The 21904-nt window shown below is 61.6% G+C and carries 21 protein-coding genes; 10 read left to right on the forward strand and 11 right to left on the reverse strand.

The features are described from left to right. Positions 1–18: 18 nt before the first annotated feature. The 3 genes from tkt to M0D68_RS30140 form a co-directional block, all read right to left on the reverse strand. Complete coding sequence (tkt, locus tag M0D68_RS30130; RefSeq protein ID WP_211707122.1) at positions 19–2103, reverse strand: transketolase; 2085 nt, start codon at positions 2101–2103, stop codon at positions 19–21. Between the two features lie 229 nt (positions 2104–2332). Further along, entirely contained in the window at positions 2333–2578 is a 246-nt protein-coding gene (locus M0D68_RS30135) for a DUF6723 family protein (RefSeq protein WP_093644253.1), read from the reverse strand. Positions 2579–2845: 267 nt separating this feature from the next. Then, complete coding sequence (locus M0D68_RS30140) at positions 2846–3952, reverse strand: porin (protein ID WP_200618882.1); 1107 nt, start codon at positions 3950–3952, stop codon at positions 2846–2848. A 285-nt stretch (positions 3953–4237) separates the two neighbouring features. Here M0D68_RS30140 and M0D68_RS30145 point away from each other — a divergent pair, with 285 nt between their 5' ends. Both M0D68_RS30145 and M0D68_RS30150 read left to right on the forward strand, forming a co-directional pair. Further along, positions 4238–5464 (forward strand): AAA family ATPase, encoded by a 1227-nt coding sequence (locus tag M0D68_RS30145; RefSeq protein WP_211707123.1) that lies wholly within the window; start codon positions 4238–4240, stop codon positions 5462–5464. A gap of 37 nt (positions 5465–5501) precedes the next feature. Then, positions 5502–7253 carry a cobalamin biosynthesis protein CobT gene (locus M0D68_RS30150; RefSeq protein WP_211707124.1) on the forward strand — a complete coding sequence of 584 codons (1752 nt, stop codon included), beginning with the start codon at positions 5502–5504 and terminating at the stop codon, positions 7251–7253. Between the two features lie 5 nt (positions 7254–7258). Here the strand turns inward: M0D68_RS30150 and M0D68_RS30155 are convergent, their stop codons facing one another. Next, positions 7259–8092, reverse strand: a complete 834-nt coding sequence (locus M0D68_RS30155; RefSeq protein WP_200654203.1) for a class II glutamine amidotransferase — start codon at positions 8090–8092, stop codon at positions 7259–7261. A gap of 96 nt (positions 8093–8188) precedes the next feature. Then, on the reverse strand, positions 8189–8866 hold the full coding sequence (locus M0D68_RS30160) for a MarC family protein (protein WP_200561711.1): 678 nt from the start codon (positions 8864–8866) through the stop codon (positions 8189–8191). Between the two features lie 347 nt (positions 8867–9213). Between M0D68_RS30160 and M0D68_RS30165 the strand changes: the two genes are divergently transcribed. From M0D68_RS30165 to M0D68_RS30175, 3 genes are all read left to right on the forward strand, one after another. After that, on the forward strand, positions 9214–9429 hold the full coding sequence (locus M0D68_RS30165; protein ID WP_154560458.1) for a DUF3311 domain-containing protein: 216 nt from the start codon (positions 9214–9216) through the stop codon (positions 9427–9429). Next, positions 9426–10898, forward strand: coding sequence for a sodium:solute symporter (locus M0D68_RS30170; protein WP_200618865.1), 1473 nt, complete (start codon positions 9426–9428; stop codon positions 10896–10898). The genes M0D68_RS30165 and M0D68_RS30170 overlap by 4 nt, the downstream gene beginning before the upstream one ends. 135 nt (positions 10899–11033) lie before the next feature. Beyond that, positions 11034–11681 (forward strand): glutathione S-transferase family protein, encoded by a 648-nt coding sequence (locus tag M0D68_RS30175; protein ID WP_211707125.1) that lies wholly within the window; start codon positions 11034–11036, stop codon positions 11679–11681. A 65-nt stretch (positions 11682–11746) separates the two neighbouring features. Here M0D68_RS30175 and M0D68_RS30180 read toward each other — a convergent pair whose 3' ends face one another. Further along, positions 11747–12580, reverse strand: coding sequence for a phytochelatin synthase family protein (locus M0D68_RS30180; RefSeq protein WP_211707126.1), 834 nt, complete (start codon positions 12578–12580; stop codon positions 11747–11749). 195 nt (positions 12581–12775) lie between these two features. On the opposite strand from M0D68_RS30180, the gene M0D68_RS30185 reads away from it, so the two are divergent. The 3 genes from M0D68_RS30185 to M0D68_RS30195 are packed head-to-tail and all read left to right on the forward strand — an operon-like array spanning position 12776 to position 14326. After that, on the forward strand, positions 12776–13051 hold the full coding sequence (locus M0D68_RS30185) for a metal/formaldehyde-sensitive transcriptional repressor (RefSeq protein ID WP_054035422.1): 276 nt from the start codon (positions 12776–12778) through the stop codon (positions 13049–13051). Positions 13052–13064: 13 nt separating this feature from the next. Beyond that, on the forward strand, positions 13065–14099 hold the full coding sequence (gene dmeF / locus M0D68_RS30190; protein WP_211707127.1) for a CDF family Co(II)/Ni(II) efflux transporter DmeF: 1035 nt from the start codon (positions 13065–13067) through the stop codon (positions 14097–14099). A 2-nt stretch (positions 14100–14101) separates the two neighbouring features. After that, on the forward strand, positions 14102–14326 hold the full coding sequence (locus M0D68_RS30195; RefSeq protein WP_200618861.1) for a DUF1289 domain-containing protein: 225 nt from the start codon (positions 14102–14104) through the stop codon (positions 14324–14326). Between the two features lie 9 nt (positions 14327–14335). Here the strand turns inward: M0D68_RS30195 and M0D68_RS30200 are convergent, their stop codons facing one another. The 4 genes from M0D68_RS30200 to M0D68_RS30215 form a co-directional block, all read right to left on the reverse strand. Beyond that, the gene (locus M0D68_RS30200; RefSeq protein WP_211700880.1) at positions 14336–15481 is read right to left on the reverse strand and encodes a GGDEF domain-containing protein; all 1146 of its coding nucleotides are present in this window, start codon (positions 15479–15481) and stop codon (positions 14336–14338) included. Beyond that, on the reverse strand, positions 15441–16247 hold the full coding sequence (locus M0D68_RS30205) for a hypothetical protein (RefSeq protein WP_211707128.1): 807 nt from the start codon (positions 16245–16247) through the stop codon (positions 15441–15443). Before M0D68_RS30205 ends, M0D68_RS30200 begins: the two co-directional genes overlap by 41 nt. 395 nt (positions 16248–16642) lie before the next feature. Further along, entirely contained in the window at positions 16643–16987 is a 345-nt protein-coding gene (locus M0D68_RS30210) for a cupredoxin domain-containing protein (RefSeq protein WP_093644279.1), read from the reverse strand. Positions 16988–17020: 33 nt separating this feature from the next. Beyond that, a complete protein-coding gene (locus M0D68_RS30215) occupies positions 17021–17977 on the reverse strand; it encodes a metallophosphoesterase (RefSeq protein WP_093644281.1) in 957 nt (318 codons plus the stop codon). A gap of 235 nt (positions 17978–18212) precedes the next feature. Here M0D68_RS30215 and M0D68_RS30220 point away from each other — a divergent pair, with 235 nt between their 5' ends. Continuing rightward, complete coding sequence (locus tag M0D68_RS30220) at positions 18213–18497, forward strand: hypothetical protein (protein WP_211707144.1); 285 nt, start codon at positions 18213–18215, stop codon at positions 18495–18497. Positions 18498–18563: 66 nt separating this feature from the next. Beyond that, the gene (locus tag M0D68_RS30225; protein WP_054035479.1) at positions 18564–19256 is read left to right on the forward strand and encodes a hypothetical protein; all 693 of its coding nucleotides are present in this window, start codon (positions 18564–18566) and stop codon (positions 19254–19256) included. A gap of 168 nt (positions 19257–19424) precedes the next feature. Here M0D68_RS30225 and M0D68_RS30230 read toward each other — a convergent pair whose 3' ends face one another. After that, positions 19425–21599, reverse strand: coding sequence for a M1 family metallopeptidase (locus tag M0D68_RS30230; protein ID WP_266210776.1), 2175 nt, complete (start codon positions 21597–21599; stop codon positions 19425–19427). Positions 21600–21904 lie beyond the last annotated feature (305 nt).

Consider the following 21904-nt stretch of genomic DNA (forward strand, 5'->3'; position numbering starts at 1 on the left):
CCTCTGCCGACACACACCCTACGCCTTGCCGCGCTTCCCCTTCACTCGCGCAATCTGCTGCTTCGCCGCGTCATACACATGGTCTGGCGTGAAGCCGAACTTCTTCTTCAGATCGGCGAGCGGCGCCGACGCGCCGAACGTATGCATCACCACCTGCGCGCCGAGCCGGCCGACATAGCGGTCCCAACCCAACGTTCCCGCCTGCTCGACGGCCACGCGCGCATCCACATCGGGCGGCAGCACGGAATCCTGATAGGCCTCGTCCTGTAGCTCGAAGAGGTCCCACGACGGCATCGACACCACCCGCGCCGCGATCCCTTCACTCTTGAGCTTCTCGTAGACGTCGGCACATAGCGACAATTCGCTGCCCGTGGCGAGCAGAATCACTTCAGGCTTCTGCCCGTCAGGCGCATCGGCGAGCACATAAGCGCCCTTCTGCACGCCTTTCGCCGACGCATAGCGCGTGCGGTCCAGCGTCGGCAAGGCCTGACGCGACACGATGATGCACGACGGCCGCTGTGAATGCGACATCGCCACGCGCCACGCTTCGGCGACCTCATTCGCGTCGCCCGGACGCAGCACGGTCAGTCCCGGCACGCCACGCAGCGAAGCCAGTTGTTCGATCGGCTGATGGGTCGGACCATCCTCGCCGACGCCGATCGAATCGTGCGTGAACACGTAGATCGCCGGCACTTCCATGATTGCGGAAAGACGAATCGGCGGCTTCATGTAGTCGCTGAAAATCAGGAAGGTCGAACCGAACGGCCGCATATTCGACAACGCGAGCCCGTTCACCGCCGCGCCCATGCCGTGCTCGCGAATCCCGAAGTGCAGGTTGCACCCGCCATAGTCGTCGGCTTCGAAACTGCCGGCGCCTTCGAATTTCAGATTCGTCTTGGTGGACGGCGCGAGATCGGCTGCACCGCCGATCATCCAGGGCACGCGCGCGGCAATCGCGTTGAGCACCTTGCCTGAAGAATCACGTGAGGCGATGCCCTTCGGATCGGCATCGAAGGTGGGGATGCCACTGTCCCAGCCCTCCGGCAATTCGTGCGCTTCCATCTGCGCGAATTCGCGTGACAGTTCCGGGTATTGCTTGTTGTACGCATCGTACTTCGCCTGCCATGTCTCGCGCGCCGCCTTGCCGCGCGCGCCGATACCCTGCGCGAAACGTTCATGCACGCCGTCCGGCACGTAGAAGAACTTGTCTTCGGGCCAGCCATAGAATTTCTTGGTCAGCGCCACTTCGTCGACACCCAGCGCCTCGCCATGCGCGGCGGACGTGTCCTGCTTGTGCGGCGCACCCCAGCCGATGATGCTATGGACCACGATCAGCGTCGGCCTGTCCGTGATGCTTTTCGCTTCAACAAACGCGGCTTCGAGCGCCGCGGCGTCGTTGGCATCGTTCACATGCAGCGTGTGCCAGTTGTAGCCACGGAAACGGCTCTCCACGTCGTCGCTATAAGCGAGGTCGGTGTGGCCCTCAATGGTGATGCGGTTGCTGTCGTAGATCCAGATCAGATTCGACAACTTCAGATGCCCTGCCAGCGACGCCGCTTCGTGCGAGATGCCTTCCATCATGTCGCCGTCTCCGCATAGCGCGTAGACGCGGTAATCGAACAGCGGCGCATCGGGCTTGTTGAAGTGGCTTTCGTGCCAGCGTGCCGCCATCGCCATGCCGACGCTATTGCCCAGCCCCTGGCCGAGCGGACCGGTGGTCGTCTCCACACCGGTGGTCATTCGGTATTCAGGGTGGCCAGGCGTGTTGCTGTCGAGTTGGCGGAAATGTTCGATGTCGTCGAGCGAGACGGCGGGCGACCCGGTCGGCTTGCCGTCGTGGTCCACCGCCTTGACGTTCGCCAGATGCAACAGCGAGTACAACAGCATCGACGCGTGCCCAACTGAGAGCACGAAACGGTCGCGATTCGGCCACAGCGGCTCGTCCGGATCATAAACAAGGTGGTTTTGCCACAGATGGTAGGCGACCGGCGCCAGGGCCATCGGTGTGCCGGGGTGACCGGAATTGGCCTTTTGCACAGCGTCCATCGACAGCGTGCGAATCGTGTTGATGCACAACTGATCGAGGGCGGGATCGTTTTGCATGGGACACTCCTTGTTCGGCGGTTGGAGACATCGCCGGGACGCGCATTGAATCGGCGTGGTCGGCGACCGGTGTTCATTTGGAAGAACGTGGAAGAACGCTTGAGGACCACAAGGCTCATCGATGATGCGCCGATGCGCGTAAATCTGCACGGCGCGTTACATCCTGTGCCGCGTTGTGCTGATGATTGGAGGTAGTTCTTTCAAACGGCTTGCGGCTTTACCAGGCGCGTTACTTCTCGGGGGCCGCACGGTCGGCGGCCACAATCTCGCGGCCGTAGTCGATCGCCGCGCGGCGCGCCTCGTCGGCGGTCGCGTACGGGCCGATCTCGGGTGCGCCATCGAATGGAAACAGAATCCGCCGGTCGGCTTTTCTGACGACCTTCAATCCACCTATGTAACGGCCGTCGCCTGTTCCGTGATAGCTGGCGTAAATCTCGAAGTCGTCGTCAACCACGTCGGCCTTATGTCGCGCCATGTTTATATCCCTTATCCCTGCACCTCTGGTCCGGTGCGCCAATTCCAATGGCAGCAAGCTGCGTACCGGCGTCCAGCAATACCCGTTCCACCCGAAGCGGAATGGGCTCAGCGCGAAATTGGGAGGGAAGTAAAACAGCGCGCACTGGAAATCCGTTGAACCCGGTTCGAGTGCGCCTGGGCAAATCGACATGAGGTTGTTGCAGCCGCAACGGGTTGCGGCTGCCGTCGTATGGACGGCCGTTACGAACGTGCCGCGAAAGCTACCTTAAAACTGATGCAGCATCCCGACATACGCGCCGGTTTGCGATTCGCCCGCAAGCGGACTCGTGTTATTGGTGGCATCGCGCGGCGACGCTTCAAGCGAAAAATTCGAGTTGCTGCCGTTGCGTACGTAGCCCACCGTGCCGTACACGAAGGTCCGCTTCGAGAGGTTATAGGTGGTGCCGAGCACGTACATCATCGCGTGGCCGGACGGGTCGTGCGCGGCATCGCTGCCGCCGTCGCCGACCTTGATGTAATAGCCGCCCGCCGTCACCGCCCAGCGCGACTGGATGTTGTACGTCGCGCCGAGCCAGTAGTGATCGGCAGTGTCGGCCACGCCCACCGGGGAATCCGGCGCCGAGTAATGCGTATAGGCGCCCTGGATTTTCCACGCATCGAAATGCACGTTCGCACCGGCGAAGTATTCGCGCGAGGCCTGGAAGATGTTGGTGAAGCGGCCGTTGCTGTCACGCAGTTCGTCGTAGATGCCACGCACGTCGAAGAGCGGCGAATGATACGTCAGCATGATGCCGTCGGAGCGGCCAAACTCGCCCGATGCACCGCTGTTGAATGCGCCCGCCTGATTGCCGAAAGCGTATTGCGCCTGCACGTCGAAGCCCCAGAACACCGGGCTGTGATACTCGACGTTGTTGCTGGTCTGCTGCCAGTTGCGTCCGCGCACGAGCGATGCCGACGAAAATGCCTCCTGCACGAACGGGTCGAATTCCCATACGCCGTCGCTATCGATAAACAGATTGCGCCCGGCTTGCAGCGTGCCCCACTGGTCGCTCTTCAAGCCGACGAAAGCACGCCGTGACCACAGCCGTCCGCCACCTGTGGTGCCGTTCATGATTTGCAGACCGGTTTCGAGGTTGAAGATCGCATTCAACCCGCCGCCCAGATCTTCATTGCCTTTGAGGCCCAGCATACTGGTGCCCCAATCGCCGCCTTCAGCGCTCCAACGGGTCGAACTGCCGCCCGCGCCATTATTGATGTGATTCAGGTATTCCAGGCCGCCGTCGAGACGGCCATATAACGACACGCTGGTTTGACCATATGCCAGCGGACTGATCACCGCCAGAGCGGCCACTAATTTTGTATGTAGTCTCATCATTGTTTTGCCGTGAGTTTCTTCTGTCGAGAATAGAATGTTGTAAAACTACACGTTTCGCGCACGAACTATAGGTGATCGGTGCTTGCTGGCCTATCCGTTTGACGCAATAAGCTTTTGCGGACTGCGCGCCCGGCATTGAAAATCCGCAGTGGAGTCGGCGTGCCTCAAAAGAAATCCCCATCGGTGAGATCGAAAGGTACTCACGATAAGATAGTCGCTCATTCGGCATCAGCCAAATAGAAACGCGCTAATCGTTTGCCCATTCATCCATTGCCACTCGCCATGAACGTGCCTGAACTGACCGAAGACGAAAACCTTGGCCTTTACCAACGTGCGACGGAGAGCGGCGCGGAATGGTGGCGCGTCAGCGTAGCGGACCGGCCCGAAAACTACCGGCTCGAACATGGCGTCGATGACGGCAACGGCGCCGGATCGGTCGATATCGATCTCGTGGTCGATGCGGAAAACCTGCGCGCGAAGCTGAAGAAATGGCGCCGCGAGGGCTTTGCAATCGATACGCCCGATGCCGCGGACGAAGCAGGCGCCGCAGAACGCGTGGCCTTCATGCCGGAGCTGCAGCGCGTTGCGGCGCTGGCCTCGGCGGCGAAGCGCCATCTGCAAGTAGAGGGTGCGGGTGAAACGGTGCGCATCGGTCGTGTCGACGTGGCCTGCGGCGTGGACAACCCGCTCGTGCCGCGCGTCAATCCGGCCTATCTGTTTTCCGAACGCTTTAACGACATCGTCGAAGATATCGTGGAGAACCGGCGCGTCATGCTGATCGGCCACACCGGCGCCGGCAAGACCAGCCTGATCGAACAGGTCGCCGCGCGCTCGCATCACGGCGTGTTGCGCTCGAACATGAACGGGCAAACCACCGTCGGTGACTTTGTCGGTTTCTGGACCGTCAAGGGTGGCGAAACGATCTGGGTGGACGGCGTATTGCCCACGGCGATGCGCGAGGGCCTTTGGCTGATCGTCGATGAAATCGATTTCGCCGAACCGTCGATTCTCGCCGCCCTCACCGCCGTGCTCGAACCGCACGGGCGTCTCGTGCTGAAAGAGAAAGGCAATGAGATCGTCGCGCCGCATCCCGCGTTCCGGCTGTTCGCGACGGCCAATGCAGTCGGCGCGATGAGCCAGTTCCGTCATCTGTATCAGGGCGCGAATCTGATGAACGAGGCGTTTCTCGATCGCTGGCGCGTCTATATGCTGGATTATCTGACGCCCGCCGAAGAAGCCGACGTACTGATGCGCACCCTCGCCCCGCATATGACACGCGCGCTCGCCACCACCCTCGCCGCCATTGCCGCCGACTGCCGCGCGGCGTTCGCTCGCGAAGACCTGTCGAGCGCATTCTCCACGCGGCGCCTGCTCGACTGGGCCGAGCTGATGCTGCGCACCGGCGACCCTGAACGCGCCGCCGGTCCTGCGATCTATGCGAAGGTCAGTCCCGAGGACGCGGCCCTGATTCGCGGCATCGTTCGCCATCACATTGCGCCGGCCGCCTGACGCTAAGTGACCACAGCACACTGACCACGACACGCAAATGAACGCCATGCACGCAATGCGCGACACGCGAGGCTTCGCGTTTGAATCGACGCTGAGCAAAGTGGCGCGCGTGCTGACCGGGCAATACGGCGTGACGGTCGCCTTCAGCCCGGATGGGCCGCGTGTGGAACCCGGCCGCATCGTGATTCCCGACTACGAGCTGAGCGGCGGCGTCGAGCGCGACGTGCTGATCGGCTATCTGGATCTGCTGGTGGCACGCGCCAAACATTCGTCGCTCGCGCAGATGGACGCGCTGCCGCCGGGCGTGGCGGCGAATCTCGCGCAGGTGATCGAGGATCGCCGCGTCTGCGTACAACTACTCGACGAGTATCCGGGCGCGCGCTGGTTCATCGGCAAACTGCGTGTGCATGCCGCTGAGCAGGCGCGGCTGCGCTGGCCGAAGCTGCATTGGCGCGACCGGCTGGTCTGGCTGGTGGAGCGCGCGCTGTGGGACGAACGGCCGACCCGGACCGAAGCGAGCCATTCCCTGCTGGCCGCGCTGCACGCCGCGCAGGATCTGCTGGACGAGTCGCGCAGAAGCCGTTCGACCGCGCGAAGCATCGCGGCCGCGCAGGCGTTGGTGGCGCGCGTGCGGGCTTTATCGGCGGGCGATGTCAACAGCATGGTGTTCACCGCGGATCCGGTTGAAGACATCGACACGGAAACCGCCACGTCGTCCTCGGCGCCACTCAACGACGACGACACCACCCTGCCCGACCAGGACAACGCAGCCTCACCGCCGTCCGATAAAAGCGGTGGCGCACAAGCGGAAAACGCGGTGGGCATGGGGCAATCCCTAGCCGATGCGCAGCAAGCGTCGGCACGTTCTGAAGGGCAAGCGGGTACCGCGTCAGACACCACTCGCGCGCGACTCTCGATTCCTCTCGCCACCGAATTCGACGAGATCACCGACGTTACCGGTCAAGGCGATAGCGCGACATGGCGCGAGCTTCGCGCGCAGGCCCGCGCGGACACCGCGCCGCTCAAGGAGAAACTGGAGCGTGCGCTGAGCGCCGACGAACGCACCCGTTGGCGCCGCGAACAGGAACGCGGCGAGATCGACCGCACCGCGCTCGCCAAACTGGCGACCTCGCCCGGTTACCGCACGCCGTTTCGCACGCAGCGGGCAGCCAAAGGGCGCGACGTCGCCGTGAGCTTGCTGATCGATCGCAGTGGCTCGATGGCCGGGCGCAAGATCGAGCTCGCGCGCCTGTGCGCGACCGCGCTGTGCGATGCGCTGACGCAGTTGTCGTTCGACTGTGAAGTACTCGGTTATTGCTCGCTCGAGTCCGCGCCGATGAGGCAACTGTATGAGCGGCAACTCGCGGCCGGCGCTGATCTGCAGCGCTATAACCGCTTTGTCGAGCGACTCGATCTGAAAGTCTATAAACGCTTTGGCGCGATCGATCCAAGCGGGATCGCCACGATCGATTGCGGTCACGAGAATCCGGACGGCGAGGCGCTCGCCTGGGCGGCAACGCGGCTTGCGGATCATCAAGCCGAGCGGCGCATCCTGATTGTGTTCTCCGACGGCTATCCGTCGACCGGCGACGGCGATCCACAGGTATTGCGCCACGATCTGCGCGAACGCGTCGCGGCGATCCAGAAACGCGGCATCGAACTGCTGGGGATCGGCGTATTGACCGACGCGGTCGAGGACTTCTATCCTCACAACGTGGTGGTGAGCCGCCTGGCCGAATTGCCGTCGACGGTCTTCTCGGTGTTGAGTTCGATGCTGCTGACGCGCTAGCGCGCCTACGCCAGCTGCGGCCTGAACGGATACTGATCGATCTCCCCGCCCCGCGCGACCACGGCCGTGCTCTCCGGAATCTCTTCCCACCAGCCAGGCAAATCCGACAGCGGCTCCGACAACACGAGGAAGGCGTCTTCACCCGCTGTCGCGATGCGCGGGTCGTCTGGATACAGATCGTGCAGATGCCGGAACGAGGTGCTGTGGAAGAGCGAGCGCGACTGCCCTTCGCTCGAATAGCGAACCGCGACGATCTGTTCGCCGTCGGTGGCACATACGGTCATGTTCAGCGGCTCATCGACACCGTGTTTGCGCCCGATGTCCTCGACAAAACCCACCATCCGCTCGAGCGCGGTAACCGGCGCGAGTTCGAGACCGAAGGTCAGCGCGAGAAAAAACAACACCTCGGAATCCGTCGAACCTTCGATTGACGGGAAAAACTCGGGATCGATCGCCAGCATCAGATCGCGGCGTACCAGCGGAAAGTTACGCACCAGCCCGTTATGCATGAAGAGCCACCGCCCGTACCGGAACGGATGACAGTTGGTTTCCTGCGAGGGCGTACCGGTGGCCGCACGAATGTGCGCGACGAACAGCGGCGCGCGAATCGCCCGCGCGGCCTCGCGCAGATTGCGGTCGCTCCACGCGGGGTGGATGCAGCGATAGCGAAACGGGATGTCGGTGGGCTGACCGTACCAGCCGATGCCGAAGCCATCGCCGTTGGTGGTGGTCTGGCCGAGCCGCGAATGCAGACTCTGGTCGATCAGGGAGTGTTTGGCGTTGAACAGCACCGTTTCGAGTTGCAGCGCGTTACCGGTATAAGCGAGCCAGCGGCACATGAGTTCCCCTCCGGTTGCGACGTAATGCGATGAATTGCGACGAGATGTCTGACGAAACTCGCGCGAGCCTCGATCAGGCTCACGTGCCGCCGACCGCTATTTGACCACGGGTTGCAGCTGTGCGATCGGCGTCAGGAACTCCGAAAAACCGGTCAGGATAATTTGCACGCCAATGCACAGCAGCAGAAACGAAGAGACGCGCATGGCGACCTTGGTGCCGTCCACGCCGAGATACTTGGCGAACACCACCGCGCGGCTGTAGATCAGATACACGGTGGCCGCCACCAGCAGCGAGATCACCACCGAAGCGATGCTCGACAGCACGAACGCCGAGAGCTTATGCGTGCGGTTCGCGGTCAGCGCGACCGCGGTAGCGATCGAACCCGGCCCGGTGGTGAGTGGGATGGTGAGTGGGAAGAACGCCTTCGACATGGCGTTATCCGCGTCCACGCGCTTGACCGCGGGCTGCTCGGCCGGTTGCGTGTCGGGCGCGTTGAGCATCTGCCAACCGCCGACCGCGACCGCGAGGCCCCCGCCGATGCGCAAGGCCTCCATGGAAATGCCGAAGAAATGAAGAATCGGGGTGCCGACAAAGAAGGCAACAAGCAGCACGCACATGACGTTGAAGGCGATCTTCTTCGCGAGCGCCGTGCGGTCTTCCGTGGTGAGCGATGCTGTCCGGTCGAGAAAGACGAATGCCATGCCGATTGGGTTGATGATGCTGATCAGCCCGGTAAAGCCAAAGAGAATGTCCGAGATCAGACTTTCGACCATATGCGATCCGTTTCGGGCAGCGGCGCGGGCGGGCCGATCGACTGACCGCCCACCAGCGCGCCACGCCAGGTTGAAGTGCCGGACGCCTTCGGGCGGTCCAGATTGTTGCTCGCGTTGCGTGGCTCAGATGATATCGCGGCGCGGCACGCAAATTGGCGAAAAACGGGGCGATGCACACAGCGCGCGGCGCTGCACCGCAGCAGACGGGCGTAGAAAGATGCGCGCACAACTTTCGAAAAGCCTACACTTTTTTGACTTACTTTACGTAACAGAAGCATCAGGCATACAGTCCCCAGCGAAGCCGCACTTTCAACGAGACGTACTTACCGGTTCGAGGAGTCGCCCCTATGTTGCTTCGTGTACTCGCTGCGCTGCCGTTCATCGGCATTCTGCTCGGCGTCCCGTTTGTGAATCGTGTCGAGCCGCTGGTGCTCGGTATGCCGTTCGTGCTGGCCTGGATCGTCATGTGGGTGGTGCTGAGTTCAATCATCATGGCGATCATCTACCGTCTGGACCCGAGCAACCGGCAGCTTGCCACGGATGCCGAGGAGGTCCGATCATGAGCGCACTCGTCATCATTGCGGCCATTACGCTGTTTGCGCTGTACCTGGGCGTGCGCGCGCGGCGCGGCCACGACATGAGTCTCGAACAGTGGACCGTGGGCGGCCGCAGCTTCGGCACCGCGTTCGTGTTCCTGCTGATGGCGGGCGAGATCTACACCACCTTCACCTTCCTCGGCGGCAGTGGTTTTGCTTATGGCAAGGGCGCGCCGGTCTACTACATTCTTGCCTACGGCACGCTCGCGTACATCCTCTCGTACTGGATGCTGCCGCCCATCTGGCGCTATGCGAAGAATCACCATCTCGTCTCGCAGCCGCACTTCTTCACGCGCAAGTACGACAGCCCGGCGCTCGGCACCCTCGTTGCCCTGGTTGGTGTGGCCGCGCTGATTCCGTACCTCGTGCTGCAACTCAAGGGACTCGGCATCATTGTGGCAACGGCCTCGTATGGCGCGATTTCGTCGACGGCGGCCATCTGGATCGGCGCCGCGGTGGTGACGGCTTACGTGATCGTCTCCGGCGTGCGCGGTTCCGCGTGGAATTCGGTGGTGAAGGATCTGCTGATTCTGGCGATCGTGCTCTTCCTCGGGATTTATCTGCCGCTGCACTACTACGGTGGCTTCGGCGAGATGTTCCACGCCATCGACGCGGCGCGCCCGGGCTTCCTGACCTTCCCGGCCAAGGGCTCGAGCGTGACCTGGTTCCAGTCGACCGTGCTCCTGACCGCGCTGGGCTTCTTCATGTGGCCGCACACGTTCGGGTCGATTTTCACGGCGAAGGACGAGCGTATTTTCCGGCGCAACGCGATGGTGCTGCCGCTGTATCAGTTGATTCTGCTGTTCGTATTCTTCGTGGGCTTTGCGGCGACGCTGAAGGTACCGGGCCTGAAGGGCGGCGACATCGACCTCTCATTGTTCCGTTTGTCCTTGCAGACTTTCGATCCATGGTTCGTCGGCGTGATCGGTGCGGCCGGGATTCTGACGGCGCTGGTGCCGGGTTCGATGATCCTGACGTCGGCGTCCACGCTGCTCGCCAACGACGTGTATCGCGGCATGGTGAGCCGCAATGCCTCGGACGCGACGGTGGCCAACCTCGCACGCATCCTGGTGCCGGTGGTGGCGCTGGTGGCGGTAGGCTTTACGCTGCATGGCGGTGAGACGATCGTGGCGTTGCTGCTGATGGGCTACAGCTTCGTGACCCAGCTGTTTCCGGCGGTGATCTGCAGTTTGCTGCCGCACAACCGCGCGACCAAGTACGGCGCGTTTTGCGGGATTCTTGCGGGCGTTGCGGTCGTCACGGTGACGACGACCATGCATCTGAGTATCGGGCAATTGATGCCGTTTTTGCCTGACGCCCTGAAGGACATCAATATCGGCTTCCTGGCATTGGCCGTGAACGTGATTGTTTTTGCCCTGGTGAGCGCTATGACGCAGCCGCGCTCGGTCGAGCAGACTCACGCGCCGGTGCATTGAGGTTTTCTTCGTATCTTTTGCATGGCAGTTGAAGGGGCTGGTCGCTTTGCGCGCCAGCCCCTTTTTTTCACGAATCGCGCTAGACTTCGCCCGAATTGAAGTCGACCGAATCGAATGAGTATGCGGAGCGAATGAATGGACTATCGTCTTTACTACTCGCCGGGCGCGGCAAGCATGGCCGTTCACTGGATGTTGATTGAAATGGGCATCCCGTTCGACGTCCAGCTTGTCGATATCGATGCCGGCAATCAGCGAAATCCTGACTATCTGCGGCTGAATCCCGCAGGCCGCGTTCCCACGCTGGTAGTCGACGGAACGCCGCGCCACGAGTCAGCCGCATTGCTGATGCTGCTGGCCGAGCGGCATCCGGAAGCCGCCCTCGCGCCGGCGCCGGGTTCCGCAGACCGTGCCGCGTGGCTGGAACGGATGATCTATCTGGCTAACACGCTGCTGCCCGCCATGCGCGACTGGTTTTACGCCGACGTCGACGGCGAGCCTGCCGGCGCCGAAGCAGTTCAAGCACTCGCGCGGCGCCGCATCGAAGAAGCCTGTGACCAGCTCAACGCCGATCTCGCCGATGGACGTGACTATCTGGTCGGCGGCAAGCTCAGCACGGTCGATTTCCTCGCGGTTGTCGTGATGCGCTGGACACGCAACATGCCGCGCCCCGCTCTCGGCTGGCCGCATCTCGCCCGCTATATCCGCGGGCTGCGAGCGCTGCCCTCGTTCATCGAATTGAATGCGCGGGAGGGGCTTACGGAATGGCGCAATCAGGATGATTGATGCGCGTGCAACTAATTTTCGCTCGTCGTCGGTTAGCGTGACCGCGTAGCTATGAAAAACGTCAGTTAGTTCGAGTTCGCTCGCGTGCCGACGATCACGATGCCGCGTGACAGTCCGCTCACGTTGTCGACCGCTTGCGCCCCTGCGTACAGTTGCGTAACCGGTACCCAGACTGCCGGATACTTGTAGCGCGCTACGTCCAGAAGCAGCGCGCTGTCGCTCGCCGCGTCGTAGGCGGCGAGGGGTGACCAGTGACCGCCCCCTGCTTCGCCTATCTCCACCCGCCTGAAGTTCAATAAGGCAAAGCGGTCGCTGTGACCCGTCGTGTCACGAATCAGATCGCGAAACTGACCGAGCGTCAGGTCGCCGGCATGGAATTTCCTCACCTCGACAGGAAACGCGCTTAGGGCCGTGCTGAGCTGGTCGAGCGTCATACCCTCCCTCGATACTCGCGCGGCGCTGGCCACCTGCGGATCGACGCTGCGAAAAAAATCCTCTTGCGAGAAGTATGGGAAATCCGGGTACAGCGTCGACTCGGGACGGCGAATGCCCAATGCATTGAGCGCCATCACCGAAGTTGCGACCGAACAGTAGGCTTCGTTGCGCTGCGTTTCGAAGTACTGCGACAGCGGCCAGTACGACTGGTTGTGGGCAGCGTCCATCAAGCGCTTCTGGCCAGCCGGCTGTGTCAGCGCGATCAGGTTCGGCGGGACGGGCAGCGGCCCGTCGGCTGCGCGCGCCGTGCCCGCTGCGGGGGCTTGATGCGCGGTTTGATCCGAGGCTTGATTTGCAGCCGGCGGCAGCGGCGCGCAGGCCGTCAGTGTTGCCGTCAGCACAACAACAATCCACTCAGGCCGGCTTACGCGCTCAATGGCGCGCATCAACGAATGTCTGGACATTAACCCTTCCGCTGCGGATGACTTCGGAACGACTTCGGCCGTGCCGATGCGTTTTTCATCCCGCATCGGCAAGCCCCGATTTTTTAACACGAAACGGATCGGCGCGTGAGTTCGCGGCCCAGAAGCAGACGAACTGAATCGCCTCCGCTCGATCTGATAATATATACCCCCCTATGGTATTTTTCGAGAGCATTCATGGGCCACACGATTCGGGAAAAACAGAAGCTTCTCAACCGCGTTCGCCGCATCAAGGGGCAGATCGAGGCCATTGAACGCGCGCTCGAAGACGAACGCGGCTGCGCCGATGTCCTTCAGCAGATCACCAGTTGCCGCGGCGCGATGAATGGTCTGTTGGCGGTCGTGCTCGAGGACCACATCAGAAACCACCTGGTGGATGCGCATACTGACGAAGACCCTGCTGGCAGCGCCACCGAACAACTCATCGAAGTCGTTCACAGCTATTTCAAGTAAACCGGAGCAGGACATGAGTGACTTTAGAAACGCTGCCTTCGGCGCGGGACACGATCACATTTTTCTGGGCGCAGCCCATGAAAAGAACGAACGCAGAACATGGGCGGTGATCGCTTTGTGTGCCGTGATGATGGTTGCGGAAATCGTCGGCGGCAGCCTGTTCGGTTCGCTGGCGCTCGTGGCGGATGGCCTGCACATGTCGACGCACGCGGGGGCGATGCTGATCGCCGCGCTCGCTTATACGTACGCGCGCAAGCATGCGAGCGACTCACGCTTTGTATTCGGCACCGGCAAGCTGGGCGACCTCGCGGGATTCACAAGCGCTATTGCGCTGGCCATGATTGCGCTGCTGATCGGTTATGAAGCTGTGTCGCGCTTTCTCTCGCCGGTACCCATTCATTTCGGTGAAGCGATTCCGATTGCCGTGGCCGGGCTGCTGGTGAATCTGGCCAGCGTGTGGCTGCTGCGTGGCGATCATCACGGGCACAGCCATGGGCATGGGCACGGACATCACGCCCATGGGCATGAGGATCACGATCACGCGGAGGGTCACGCTCATGACAATCGTGGCAACCACGCTCACACAGCCCATCACGATGCCGAAAGCGCGGCCCAGCGGGACCACAACATCCGCTCGGCCTACATTCACGTGATCGCGGATGCCGCGGTGTCGGTACTGGCCATCATCGGCCTCGTTCTCGCACGTGAATTCGGCTGGCTCTGGATGGACCCGCTCGCCGGCATCATCGGCGCGCTGGTGATCGCAAACTGGTCATACGGGTTGATGCGCGACACGGGTGCGATCCTGCTCGATATCAACCCCGACCAACGCATGACGGAGAACGTGCGCCACGCGATCGAAGACAACGGCGACAAGGTGCTCGACTTGCACGTGTGGCGCGTGGGGCCTGGTCATATGAGTGCGGTAATATCCGTCGCGACCCAGGAAACGCGCCATGACTCGCGTTTCTATCATGCGTTGCTGAAACGCTTTAACGGACTCTCGCACGTCACCGTCGAAGTCAACCCAACGGAACAGATCGCCTGAAGATGGCAATTCAATCACCCTGCATCGACATTTGCAAAATCGACGGAAAAACGGGCTTCTGCATCGGATGCCTGCGCACCCGTGACGAGATTCGCGAGTGGAAAAACATGACCGACTACCGGCGCCATCAGGTTATCAATGACGCTTTGCGCCGCAAGGCCAAGGTGAAACCGGCGGTGCCTGAGATACCTGAAACGCCGGAAACGCCGGAAACGCAAACGCCGTAAAGACGCCAGTCAGTTCGCTTGATCCGCGAACGCATAACTGTTCTTGCCATTGCGCTTGACCCGGTACATCGCCTCGTCGGCCGCGGCTACAAGGCGATGGTAATCGTCGACGGAATCCGGAAAACTGGCGATACCGATGCTGGCGCGAACCATCCCGACCCCCATCGCCAGGTCCGTCTGAACCACGCAGGCAATCAGCCGCCGGGCGATTTCGCCGAGCTCTGCATTCGTCGAAAATTCGCGAACCAGGACGGCGAATTCATCGCCGCCGATCCGGGCGACGACATCGACTTTACGCACCGACTCACGAAAGCGTTTCGAAACCGCGATCAGAAATTCATCGCCGACACGGTGACCGAGCGAGTCGTTGACCTGCTTGAATCCATCCAGATCGATATACAGCACGGCAATTTTGGAAGGCGCGGCGCGCGCGGACAATTTCGTCGCCGCCGCTTCGAGCGTGGCAAACAGCTTGCGCCGGTTCGGCAAGCCGGTCATCGCATCGTGCAGCGCCGCCCATTCAAATTCGTGCGACTGCCCTGCCAGCAAACGATTCCGTTTGGCGTACATCCCCAGCGCGGTGATCAGCATACAGAACAGCAATGCCGCCGACGCGATCAGCGTGCGCGCAACGTGGGCAATCCTCACGCGCACGTCGGCGCTATCGGCATCGCGCTGTGCCCGCCACCAGGCCGACACGGCACCGAGCACGGCGTCCGTGTCGCGCAGATCGGCATCTGCTGTGAGCGAAGCTGGCGGCAGACGCGGCGCCGCCGACGGACTCTCGTTTACCAGCGCCGCGAGCGACGCGAGACGATGGGCGAGTTCGGTTCGTGCCTGCCGATACCCGGCGGCCTTGGCTTCCGTGGCGTCGGGCAACTGTTGCCAGACGCCGACCAGATTCCGGGCGCCTTCCGCCCGATCGACCGCTTCGAGAACGAGCCCCGCATATTCCTGCTTCAACTGATCGGAAAAGATCGTCCGGATTTGCAGCGCCAGATACAGAAGGCCGATCAGCAGACAAACCAGCGCGGCGGCGGCGATCGCAGCCGGGCCCGGCCTGAAGCGGATCGCGAGCGCGCCTCTGCGAGCGGCGCGGGGGGGACGCGTCCGCTCAGGGATGGGAATAGATGTCTTGCCGGTTTCCGGTGTCATGCTGGCGGTAACTTACGCGACGAAAGAACGAACCCATCCGGGCAAAAAGACTGCCTTTGTGCCTGGCATTTGCCGCCGAAGTAGCGCGACGATCCTGCTGCGCGAGACGCGCATCCCTGCCGGGCCGGCCGGACGCCAACTGCTGAGGCGCAGGATTGGACGGCGCCGCAGCAGGGGCGGACGACGCGGTCGGGGCGGGTTTTACATCGGCCACGACGGTTTCGCTAACCGTCGGCGCCGGGAGTCGCGTGACTGGACCGGACCAGGAGGCCAGTTTTCCGCCCTCTTCGCCGTCCGACGCTGCCGTTGCTGCCTGCGTTTGTGCTGTTGCCGGCGGATCTACCGTTGCCTGCGTGCTCGTGGTCGCCGACGCAACTGCTGTTGCCCGCGTGCCCGTTGTCACCGGTTTAACTGCGGGCGCCGGCATACCACCCGCTGCCGATCGCGGCGCTGCCGCGAAAGTTGCCGGTCGTGGCGTCACAATCGATTTCACCAACGCTGGTGCTGCAGCCGCTGACGCAGCCGTGCCGAGCGCCTGCCGCGCGTGCGCCATCGCCTCGGCATACGCTTGTTGATCGTGGTTGAACCAGACACCGTAAGCGACCGTACCCACTACGCCCAAAGCCAGCGCGCTTGCCGTCGCAACACACAGCGCAAGACGTCCGAATCGCACAGGCGGCGCCGCGACTGGCGGCTCAGCGCCAGAATCGAAGCCGGCATCCGGACTCTCTACGGCAGATTTTGAAAATTCGGTATCGTTGAGCATCGCAATACTCTCCGGAATCCTCACATGTCTGACCCGTTGGCAGACATTGTTCATACGATTCGGCGGGGTCGATCTGGCGTTGTTGTTGGAAGAATTTTTCCCGCTCGCCGGGTAGCGACAACACAGCAATGCTGCGCTTTAAACGCGAGCTTTGCGAGTCCGCTTTGCGTCGATGAGACAGGTAAAAGATTCAACGCCACGCGTATCCACGGGCTGGGCCGCGAGCGCTTGCAGGCCGCCTCCGCGTGGGGACTGGAGGCAGCGATGGGGGCACGCACGGCAGTTCTGCGTCACGCAATAAACACGCCTATCTGGAACGTGCCAATCGGTAGCGACCGCTTAAAACGCCATGCATGCCCGGTGGAGCGCAGGACGCCCCACACCCGATCCGTCACCTATTGCACGGTGATCGTTTCTTTCATGTTCGGGTGAATGCCGCAAAACACCTTGTAGACGCCCGGCTTGTCGAACTTGAACTGGAACGTGTCGTTCTGATCGAGCGCGGCGGAACGGAACATGCCCGCGTCGTTCACGACCGTATGCGGCTCGCCGTCGAGATTTTTCCACGTCACCGTCGAGCCGGCTTTGACCGTGATTGCCATCGGCGAGAACATGAAATTCTTGATGACCACGGCGTTCGGCGTTTCTGCCCGCGCAACGGAAAGTCCGGCCGACGCGGCGATCAGCGTCGAACTCCCGAGCAACACGAAAAACGTGCGACAAATAGTTTTAGTTTGCATAACTGATCTCCTGCGAAAGAAAAAATTCTGAAATCAAACAAGTGTCGTATCGGCAAGCGTCGCCTTGAGCGGATGACGCACGATCTTGATGCTGGTCACGCCGAGCATCTTCGGGAGCTCATCGCTCGCTACTGTGAGCGGACCGGGGCCGGGACCGTTGCCGGCGGTCGGCTGCGGATAGGCTGTCGAGCGGGCCGTGTGGAAAGTGATATTGCCTTCCACCTTCGACACGATCTGGTGAATATGGCCGTTGAGCACGGTCACCGAGCCGAAGCGCTTCAGATAGCTCATGGCCTGACCGGCATCGCCTGTGCCCCAACCCCACGGTTCGTAGATCGTCCACATCGGCATGTGGGCAAAAACGACGATCGGCGTGCTGGACGAGCGGCCCTTCAGGTCGTTTTCGAGCCAGGCGAGTTGCTCGTCGCCGAGACCACCCAGGCCGTTAGGCTTGAAATGCATCACGTTGACGAGTGCCACGAAGTGCACGCCGTTGTGATCGAAGCTGTAATAGCCTTTGTTGTCCGAAGCCTTGCCGAAGCGGCTGAAGTATTCGGTTCCGGGGCCGTCCGTCACGTCATGCTCGCCGGGCACGGTGTGGAGTTCGGTGATATTCAGACCGGACATCAACTGCGCCGCGAGATCGAACTCAGCCGGCTTGGAAAGATGGGTGATGTCGCCCGTGTGGATGGTCAGCGCGGGCTTGACCGGCATGGCATTGACGTAGTCGATCGTCTGTTTGAGCGTGCCCGCGACGTCCGGGTTGGCTTCTTTATTGAAGCCGATATGCGAATCGCTGATCTGGAGGAAAAGCGGGACGCCCATGGACGTCGCGGACGATTTCGCGTCGGCCGCGAGAGCCAGCTCCACCGGCGTAAGAATGCCGCCGGCAAGAACGAACACTGTACCTACGCCGCCGAAAGCGAGACATTTCAGGGCGCCACGGCGTGAAGGGTTAAAGGCAGGATCGGATGAATGATGTGACGACATGTTGACCTCACGATAAGGACTCGCAGGCAAACCGCGGGATCATCCGGCGGGCCACACGACTCGGTTCATCTGGAAGACTGGCGTGCCGCCGGTTTTATTCCCGGGACAGAAAAAATAGTGCTGGACTGCCAATCCAACCGCGCAGGCTGATATGGCGCATGCCAGGGTAAGCGTGGGAATAGCCGCGCCGCGGCGGCGGTCATGCAGGTGAGAGAACCTGAAAGGAGTCGCTATCATGGACATCATCGACATGGCCCGTGCCTCGGGCATGGCAGTCACCCTCGAGGGCAGGATTGGCCGCGAGGAATACCAGAGCGTGTGCGGTTCGCTATCCGCATTGCAGCGATTTGCCGAAGCGGTGCGTCAGGGCGTTGTTCAACAGAGCGGACATCAGACACGCGCCGTCGCGCCTCACTCGCAGAGCGTGAGGAGCGTAAGGAGCTTGAGAAGGCCGGCTCGCCCGCATGCCCGACGCGATTCGAGTGCGGCCTCCCATGCCGCTTCCGAGCATACAAACTGAAAGGAGAATAATGTGCGACCGGAATTGTGGCCCGTTCTGCGCCGCCTGCAACTCGGATCGGGCGTGATGCTGCTCATTTATCTGTTTTTGCACCTGGTCAATCACGCGCTCGGAATCTGGTCGCTCGACCTTGCCGGGCGCGGACTGACGTTCGCCCTGTGGATCTGGCATAGCGTGCCCGGCACGATCCTGCTGTACGGCGCGGCTCTCGTCCATTTCGCGTTAGCCGTGCGCACGATTTACGGACGTCGTCACTGGGTGCTTCCACCCGCTGAATGGATCCGGTTGTGGGCAGGACTCAGCCTGCCATTGCTGCTCATCCGGCATGCCGTAGCAACGCGCCTCGCGACGTCGCTGTATGGCTTCGAGCCTAACTACGAGCGGATCGTGATATCGCTGATCACGAGCGGCACGCAGGGTCTGCAACTTGCGCTGCTCGCGCCAGGCTGGATCCATGGCTGCCTGGGCGTGTGGTTCCGATTGCGTCACTATCCGGCGATGCAACGCGCGAGGCCCGCCCTGCTGGCCCTGCTCGTTGGTTTGCCATTGCTATCCGCCGTCGGCTTTCTGCGGATGAAGCAAGCCGTCGTGGCAATGCATGTGGTTCTCCCCGCGCCTGATTCGAAACTGGTGATGCACCAGCTTGCACTCGATACGTGGCGCCACAGTCTCGTCTCGCTTTACCTCGCCGTGATCGTCAGCGCGCTTTTAGCGGGTCTGTTGCGGAATTGGCTGGAGCGCCGCCCGAGTTCGGCCTGAGCGACACCGGCATTCGCCCACTCATCTATGCGGATGCAGATGTCAGTGCATGGTTGAAAAGGCGGCGCTCGCCCGATGCTGCAGACGTGCCGAGGCCCGCATCGTGTGAGGATGCGGGCCTCGGCCCTGCCCTTTACTACGGCCCGTAAAGCTACGGGCTTTCCTTGCTTATTGCCCTTGCTGCGATTGCGGCTTCAGCTTGAACTTGCCTTGATAGCGGATCGTCGGACGCAGCGACTGGGTCGTCGGCGCGGTCATCAGCAACTGACGCGCAAGCGGCGTAGCCGTCGGGCTAAGCGAGCCGATACTGGTTGCCCGCGACGGATCCGCCAGACCGTTCTTCACCAGCAGCTTGGCTTCGAGTTGCAGGCTGGTCAGCAAAACCGGATCCTTCAGCGCGTTCCCCTGCGCCAGCAACTGACTCCACGCGTTGTTGCTGTAGTTCGTCACGTAGTAGTCGAGACCGCTCGGATCCGCGAGCACCGCGGAACAGCCGTTCAGGCGCACCTGCATTTGCGTGTCCTTCATCGCAACCGTCTTGCGCGATGTCAGTCCGTCACCGTAGGCGAGCGTCAACGGAATGGTCCATTGCGTGCCGGGATACTGATTCTGGTTCGGGAATGGCTGCTGCTTGAGCGTGACCACGGTCTGATTGGTCGTCAGATCGCACTGGGTGTCGAGCGACAGCAAAGGCACCCCGGTTTGCCGTACGAAACTGTCGCCGATCGCGACCATTGGCTCGCCGCTCGCCTTGGCCAGTTCGTCCCACAAGCGCTTCGGCGTGCCGTTGCCGAGCGCATAGTCGGCCAGATACGACTGCAGCCCTTTGCGCAACACGTCCTCGCCCAGATAATTCTCCAGCATCTTCAGCACATGGCCGCCCTTGTCGTACGTAAAGGCGCTTGCGCTCAGCACGAAGTCGTTCGAGGCCCAACCGTTGAAGTTCGGCTGCACCGGGAACGCAGTGGATTTCAGATCGGCGTTGATCACCGCATACTTGTTCTTCACGTCGTCGACCCAGCTGAAGCGGTCCGGGAAGAAACGCACCTTGGTCTTGTTCTCGAAGAACGTCGCGAACGATTCGTTCAGCCACACGTCGTCCCACCAGTCGAGCGTGACCAGATCGCCGAACCATTGGTGCGCGGCTTCGTGCGTCAAAACCGTTACCCCGTAATCGGACATCGTGGTGCCGGGCGCCGGCAGAATGTCGTCGGCGAATTCGAGAATCGCGCCCCAGTTCTCCATCCCGCCGAAGTTCAGATCCTTCTGCTCCTTGAACGCGTCGTTAGCGGCGATCGTGTCGAACTTGGTGAGCGGCAACGGAATGCCGGTGTAGCGATAGTAGTAATCGAGTGCCTGCTTGGTCTGCTGCATGGCCGGTTTCGCCCAATCGCGCATGCCGGGTGGCGTGAAGATGCGCAAATGCAGACCCTTGTGATCAGGCAGCGGGCTCGAGAAGTCGTCTTCGAGAATGTCGAACTGGCCGCCACCGAAGAAAAGCAGATACGAAGGCATCGGCGGCGTCTTTTCGAACGACACCAGCTTGTAGCCGCTGTCCACATTCACAGCCGGCTTTTCCGCCGCGTTCGAGACGACGTTCCAGTTCTGCGGGACTTCCGCACTCACCTCGTAGGTGGGCCGGAAAGCCGGTTCGTCCCAACCCGGGAACCATTGGCGCGCGAGGTTCGACTCGCCTTGCGTGAGAATCGCGCCGCTCGTCGTGCCATCGGTCGACTTCAGGTCGACGCGGAACACGCCCTCCGCCGCGGAGCAACCCGGATAGGGATCGTCGCCGCAACTGCCACCGGTCTTGGCGACCGGATCGTCGTAGGTCTTGAAGTTGATGATGCCGCTCCACTCCATGTGCAGCGAGTAGTTGCCGGCGGCAATCTGTCCGCTCACTGGCCGAAGCTGATAGAAATCGCCGTCATCCTGCGGCGTGGCGATCAGCTGGATGTTGCCTGGCTGCAGCGTGATGGTGCCGTTCGTGAACTTGACGCGGTGCCCGGCAATCGTGATCGCGTTGACGGCCTTCAGCACCTTGATCTGGACATCCGCGCGGCCGTCGAATGAAGAGAGCGCCGGGTTCGGCCGGAACCACAGCTTGTAGTTGATCGGGGTGACCGTATCGGGCAATTCGACCGGCGGTACGCTCTTGTTGATCGATGCGTCCGCAACGATCGGCGCAGTGGGCGGCGCAAGTGCCACCTCGGAGGCGGCGGCAGGCGTCTGGGCGGACTTGCTCGAGAGCGTCGACGAGCTGTCTGAACCGCCGCAGCCCGCCAGGACCATTATTCCGGCTAAGGCCAGGCACTGTATCTGCAATCGGAAATTTATACGCATAGTTAATCCTCGACTGACAAAATCGGCATAAAGAAAGTGCGATGAGTGCTTAAGCTGTGTTTCTCTGTTTTTTCAGCACAAAAGGTCTCCCGCACTAGCGCCGGATTGCTAGCGAGAATATATGGACGTGTTACTGCCTCAGCACTTGTGGCTGATTTTAGAATTACGCTTCCTGATTATTACAATGCTTTCAAAAAGACGACGTAAGCCGTCTTTCTGCAGTTTCATACGATCGCCTGACTGACGGACAAAGCGGCGGCTTACCTGCGTCTCCGAGCAGGTGGACAGGAACCGGGTCAGTTTTT

The organism is Paraburkholderia sp. SEWSISQ10-3 4 (genome assembly GCF_030464785.1).
GTDB lineage: Bacteria > Pseudomonadota > Gammaproteobacteria > Burkholderiales > Burkholderiaceae > Paraburkholderia > Paraburkholderia aspalathi.

What these genes read in the sequence shown, in the direction of transcription:
- tkt (WP_211707122.1), bottom strand. Translation starts at nt 2,103, where the DNA reads ATGCAAAACGATCCCGCCCTCGATCAGTTGTGCATCAACACGATTCGC.
- M0D68_RS30135 (WP_093644253.1), bottom strand. Translation starts at nt 2,578, where the DNA reads ATGGCGCGACATAAGGCCGACGTGGTTGACGACGACTTCGAGATTTAC.
- M0D68_RS30140 (WP_200618882.1), bottom strand. Translation starts at nt 3,952, where the DNA reads ATGAGACTACATACAAAATTAGTGGCCGCTCTGGCGGTGATCAGTCCG.
- M0D68_RS30145 (WP_211707123.1), top strand. Translation starts at nt 4,238, where the DNA reads ATGAACGTGCCTGAACTGACCGAAGACGAAAACCTTGGCCTTTACCAA.
- M0D68_RS30150 (WP_211707124.1), top strand. Translation starts at nt 5,502, where the DNA reads ATGAACGCCATGCACGCAATGCGCGACACGCGAGGCTTCGCGTTTGAA.
- M0D68_RS30155 (WP_200654203.1), bottom strand. Translation starts at nt 8,092, where the DNA reads ATGTGCCGCTGGCTCGCTTATACCGGTAACGCGCTGCAACTCGAAACG.
- M0D68_RS30160 (WP_200561711.1), bottom strand. Translation starts at nt 8,866, where the DNA reads ATGGTCGAAAGTCTGATCTCGGACATTCTCTTTGGCTTTACCGGGCTG.
- M0D68_RS30165 (WP_154560458.1), top strand. Translation starts at nt 9,214, where the DNA reads ATGTTGCTTCGTGTACTCGCTGCGCTGCCGTTCATCGGCATTCTGCTC.
- M0D68_RS30170 (WP_200618865.1), top strand. Translation starts at nt 9,426, where the DNA reads ATGAGCGCACTCGTCATCATTGCGGCCATTACGCTGTTTGCGCTGTAC.
- M0D68_RS30175 (WP_211707125.1), top strand. Translation starts at nt 11,034, where the DNA reads ATGGACTATCGTCTTTACTACTCGCCGGGCGCGGCAAGCATGGCCGTT.
- M0D68_RS30180 (WP_211707126.1), bottom strand. Translation starts at nt 12,580, where the DNA reads ATGTCCAGACATTCGTTGATGCGCGCCATTGAGCGCGTAAGCCGGCCT.
- M0D68_RS30185 (WP_054035422.1), top strand. Translation starts at nt 12,776, where the DNA reads ATGGGCCACACGATTCGGGAAAAACAGAAGCTTCTCAACCGCGTTCGC.
- dmeF (WP_211707127.1), top strand. Translation starts at nt 13,065, where the DNA reads ATGAGTGACTTTAGAAACGCTGCCTTCGGCGCGGGACACGATCACATT.
- M0D68_RS30195 (WP_200618861.1), top strand. Translation starts at nt 14,102, where the DNA reads ATGGCAATTCAATCACCCTGCATCGACATTTGCAAAATCGACGGAAAA.
- M0D68_RS30200 (WP_211700880.1), bottom strand. Translation starts at nt 15,481, where the DNA reads ATGACACCGGAAACCGGCAAGACATCTATTCCCATCCCTGAGCGGACG.
- M0D68_RS30205 (WP_211707128.1), bottom strand. Translation starts at nt 16,247, where the DNA reads ATGCTCAACGATACCGAATTTTCAAAATCTGCCGTAGAGAGTCCGGAT.
- M0D68_RS30210 (WP_093644279.1), bottom strand. Translation starts at nt 16,987, where the DNA reads ATGCAAACTAAAACTATTTGTCGCACGTTTTTCGTGTTGCTCGGGAGT.
- M0D68_RS30215 (WP_093644281.1), bottom strand. Translation starts at nt 17,977, where the DNA reads ATGTCGTCACATCATTCATCCGATCCTGCCTTTAACCCTTCACGCCGT.
- M0D68_RS30220 (WP_211707144.1), top strand. Translation starts at nt 18,213, where the DNA reads ATGGACATCATCGACATGGCCCGTGCCTCGGGCATGGCAGTCACCCTC.
- M0D68_RS30225 (WP_054035479.1), top strand. Translation starts at nt 18,564, where the DNA reads ATGCTGCTCATTTATCTGTTTTTGCACCTGGTCAATCACGCGCTCGGA.
- M0D68_RS30230 (WP_266210776.1), bottom strand. Translation starts at nt 21,599, where the DNA reads ATGCGTATAAATTTCCGATTGCAGATACAGTGCCTGGCCTTAGCCGGA.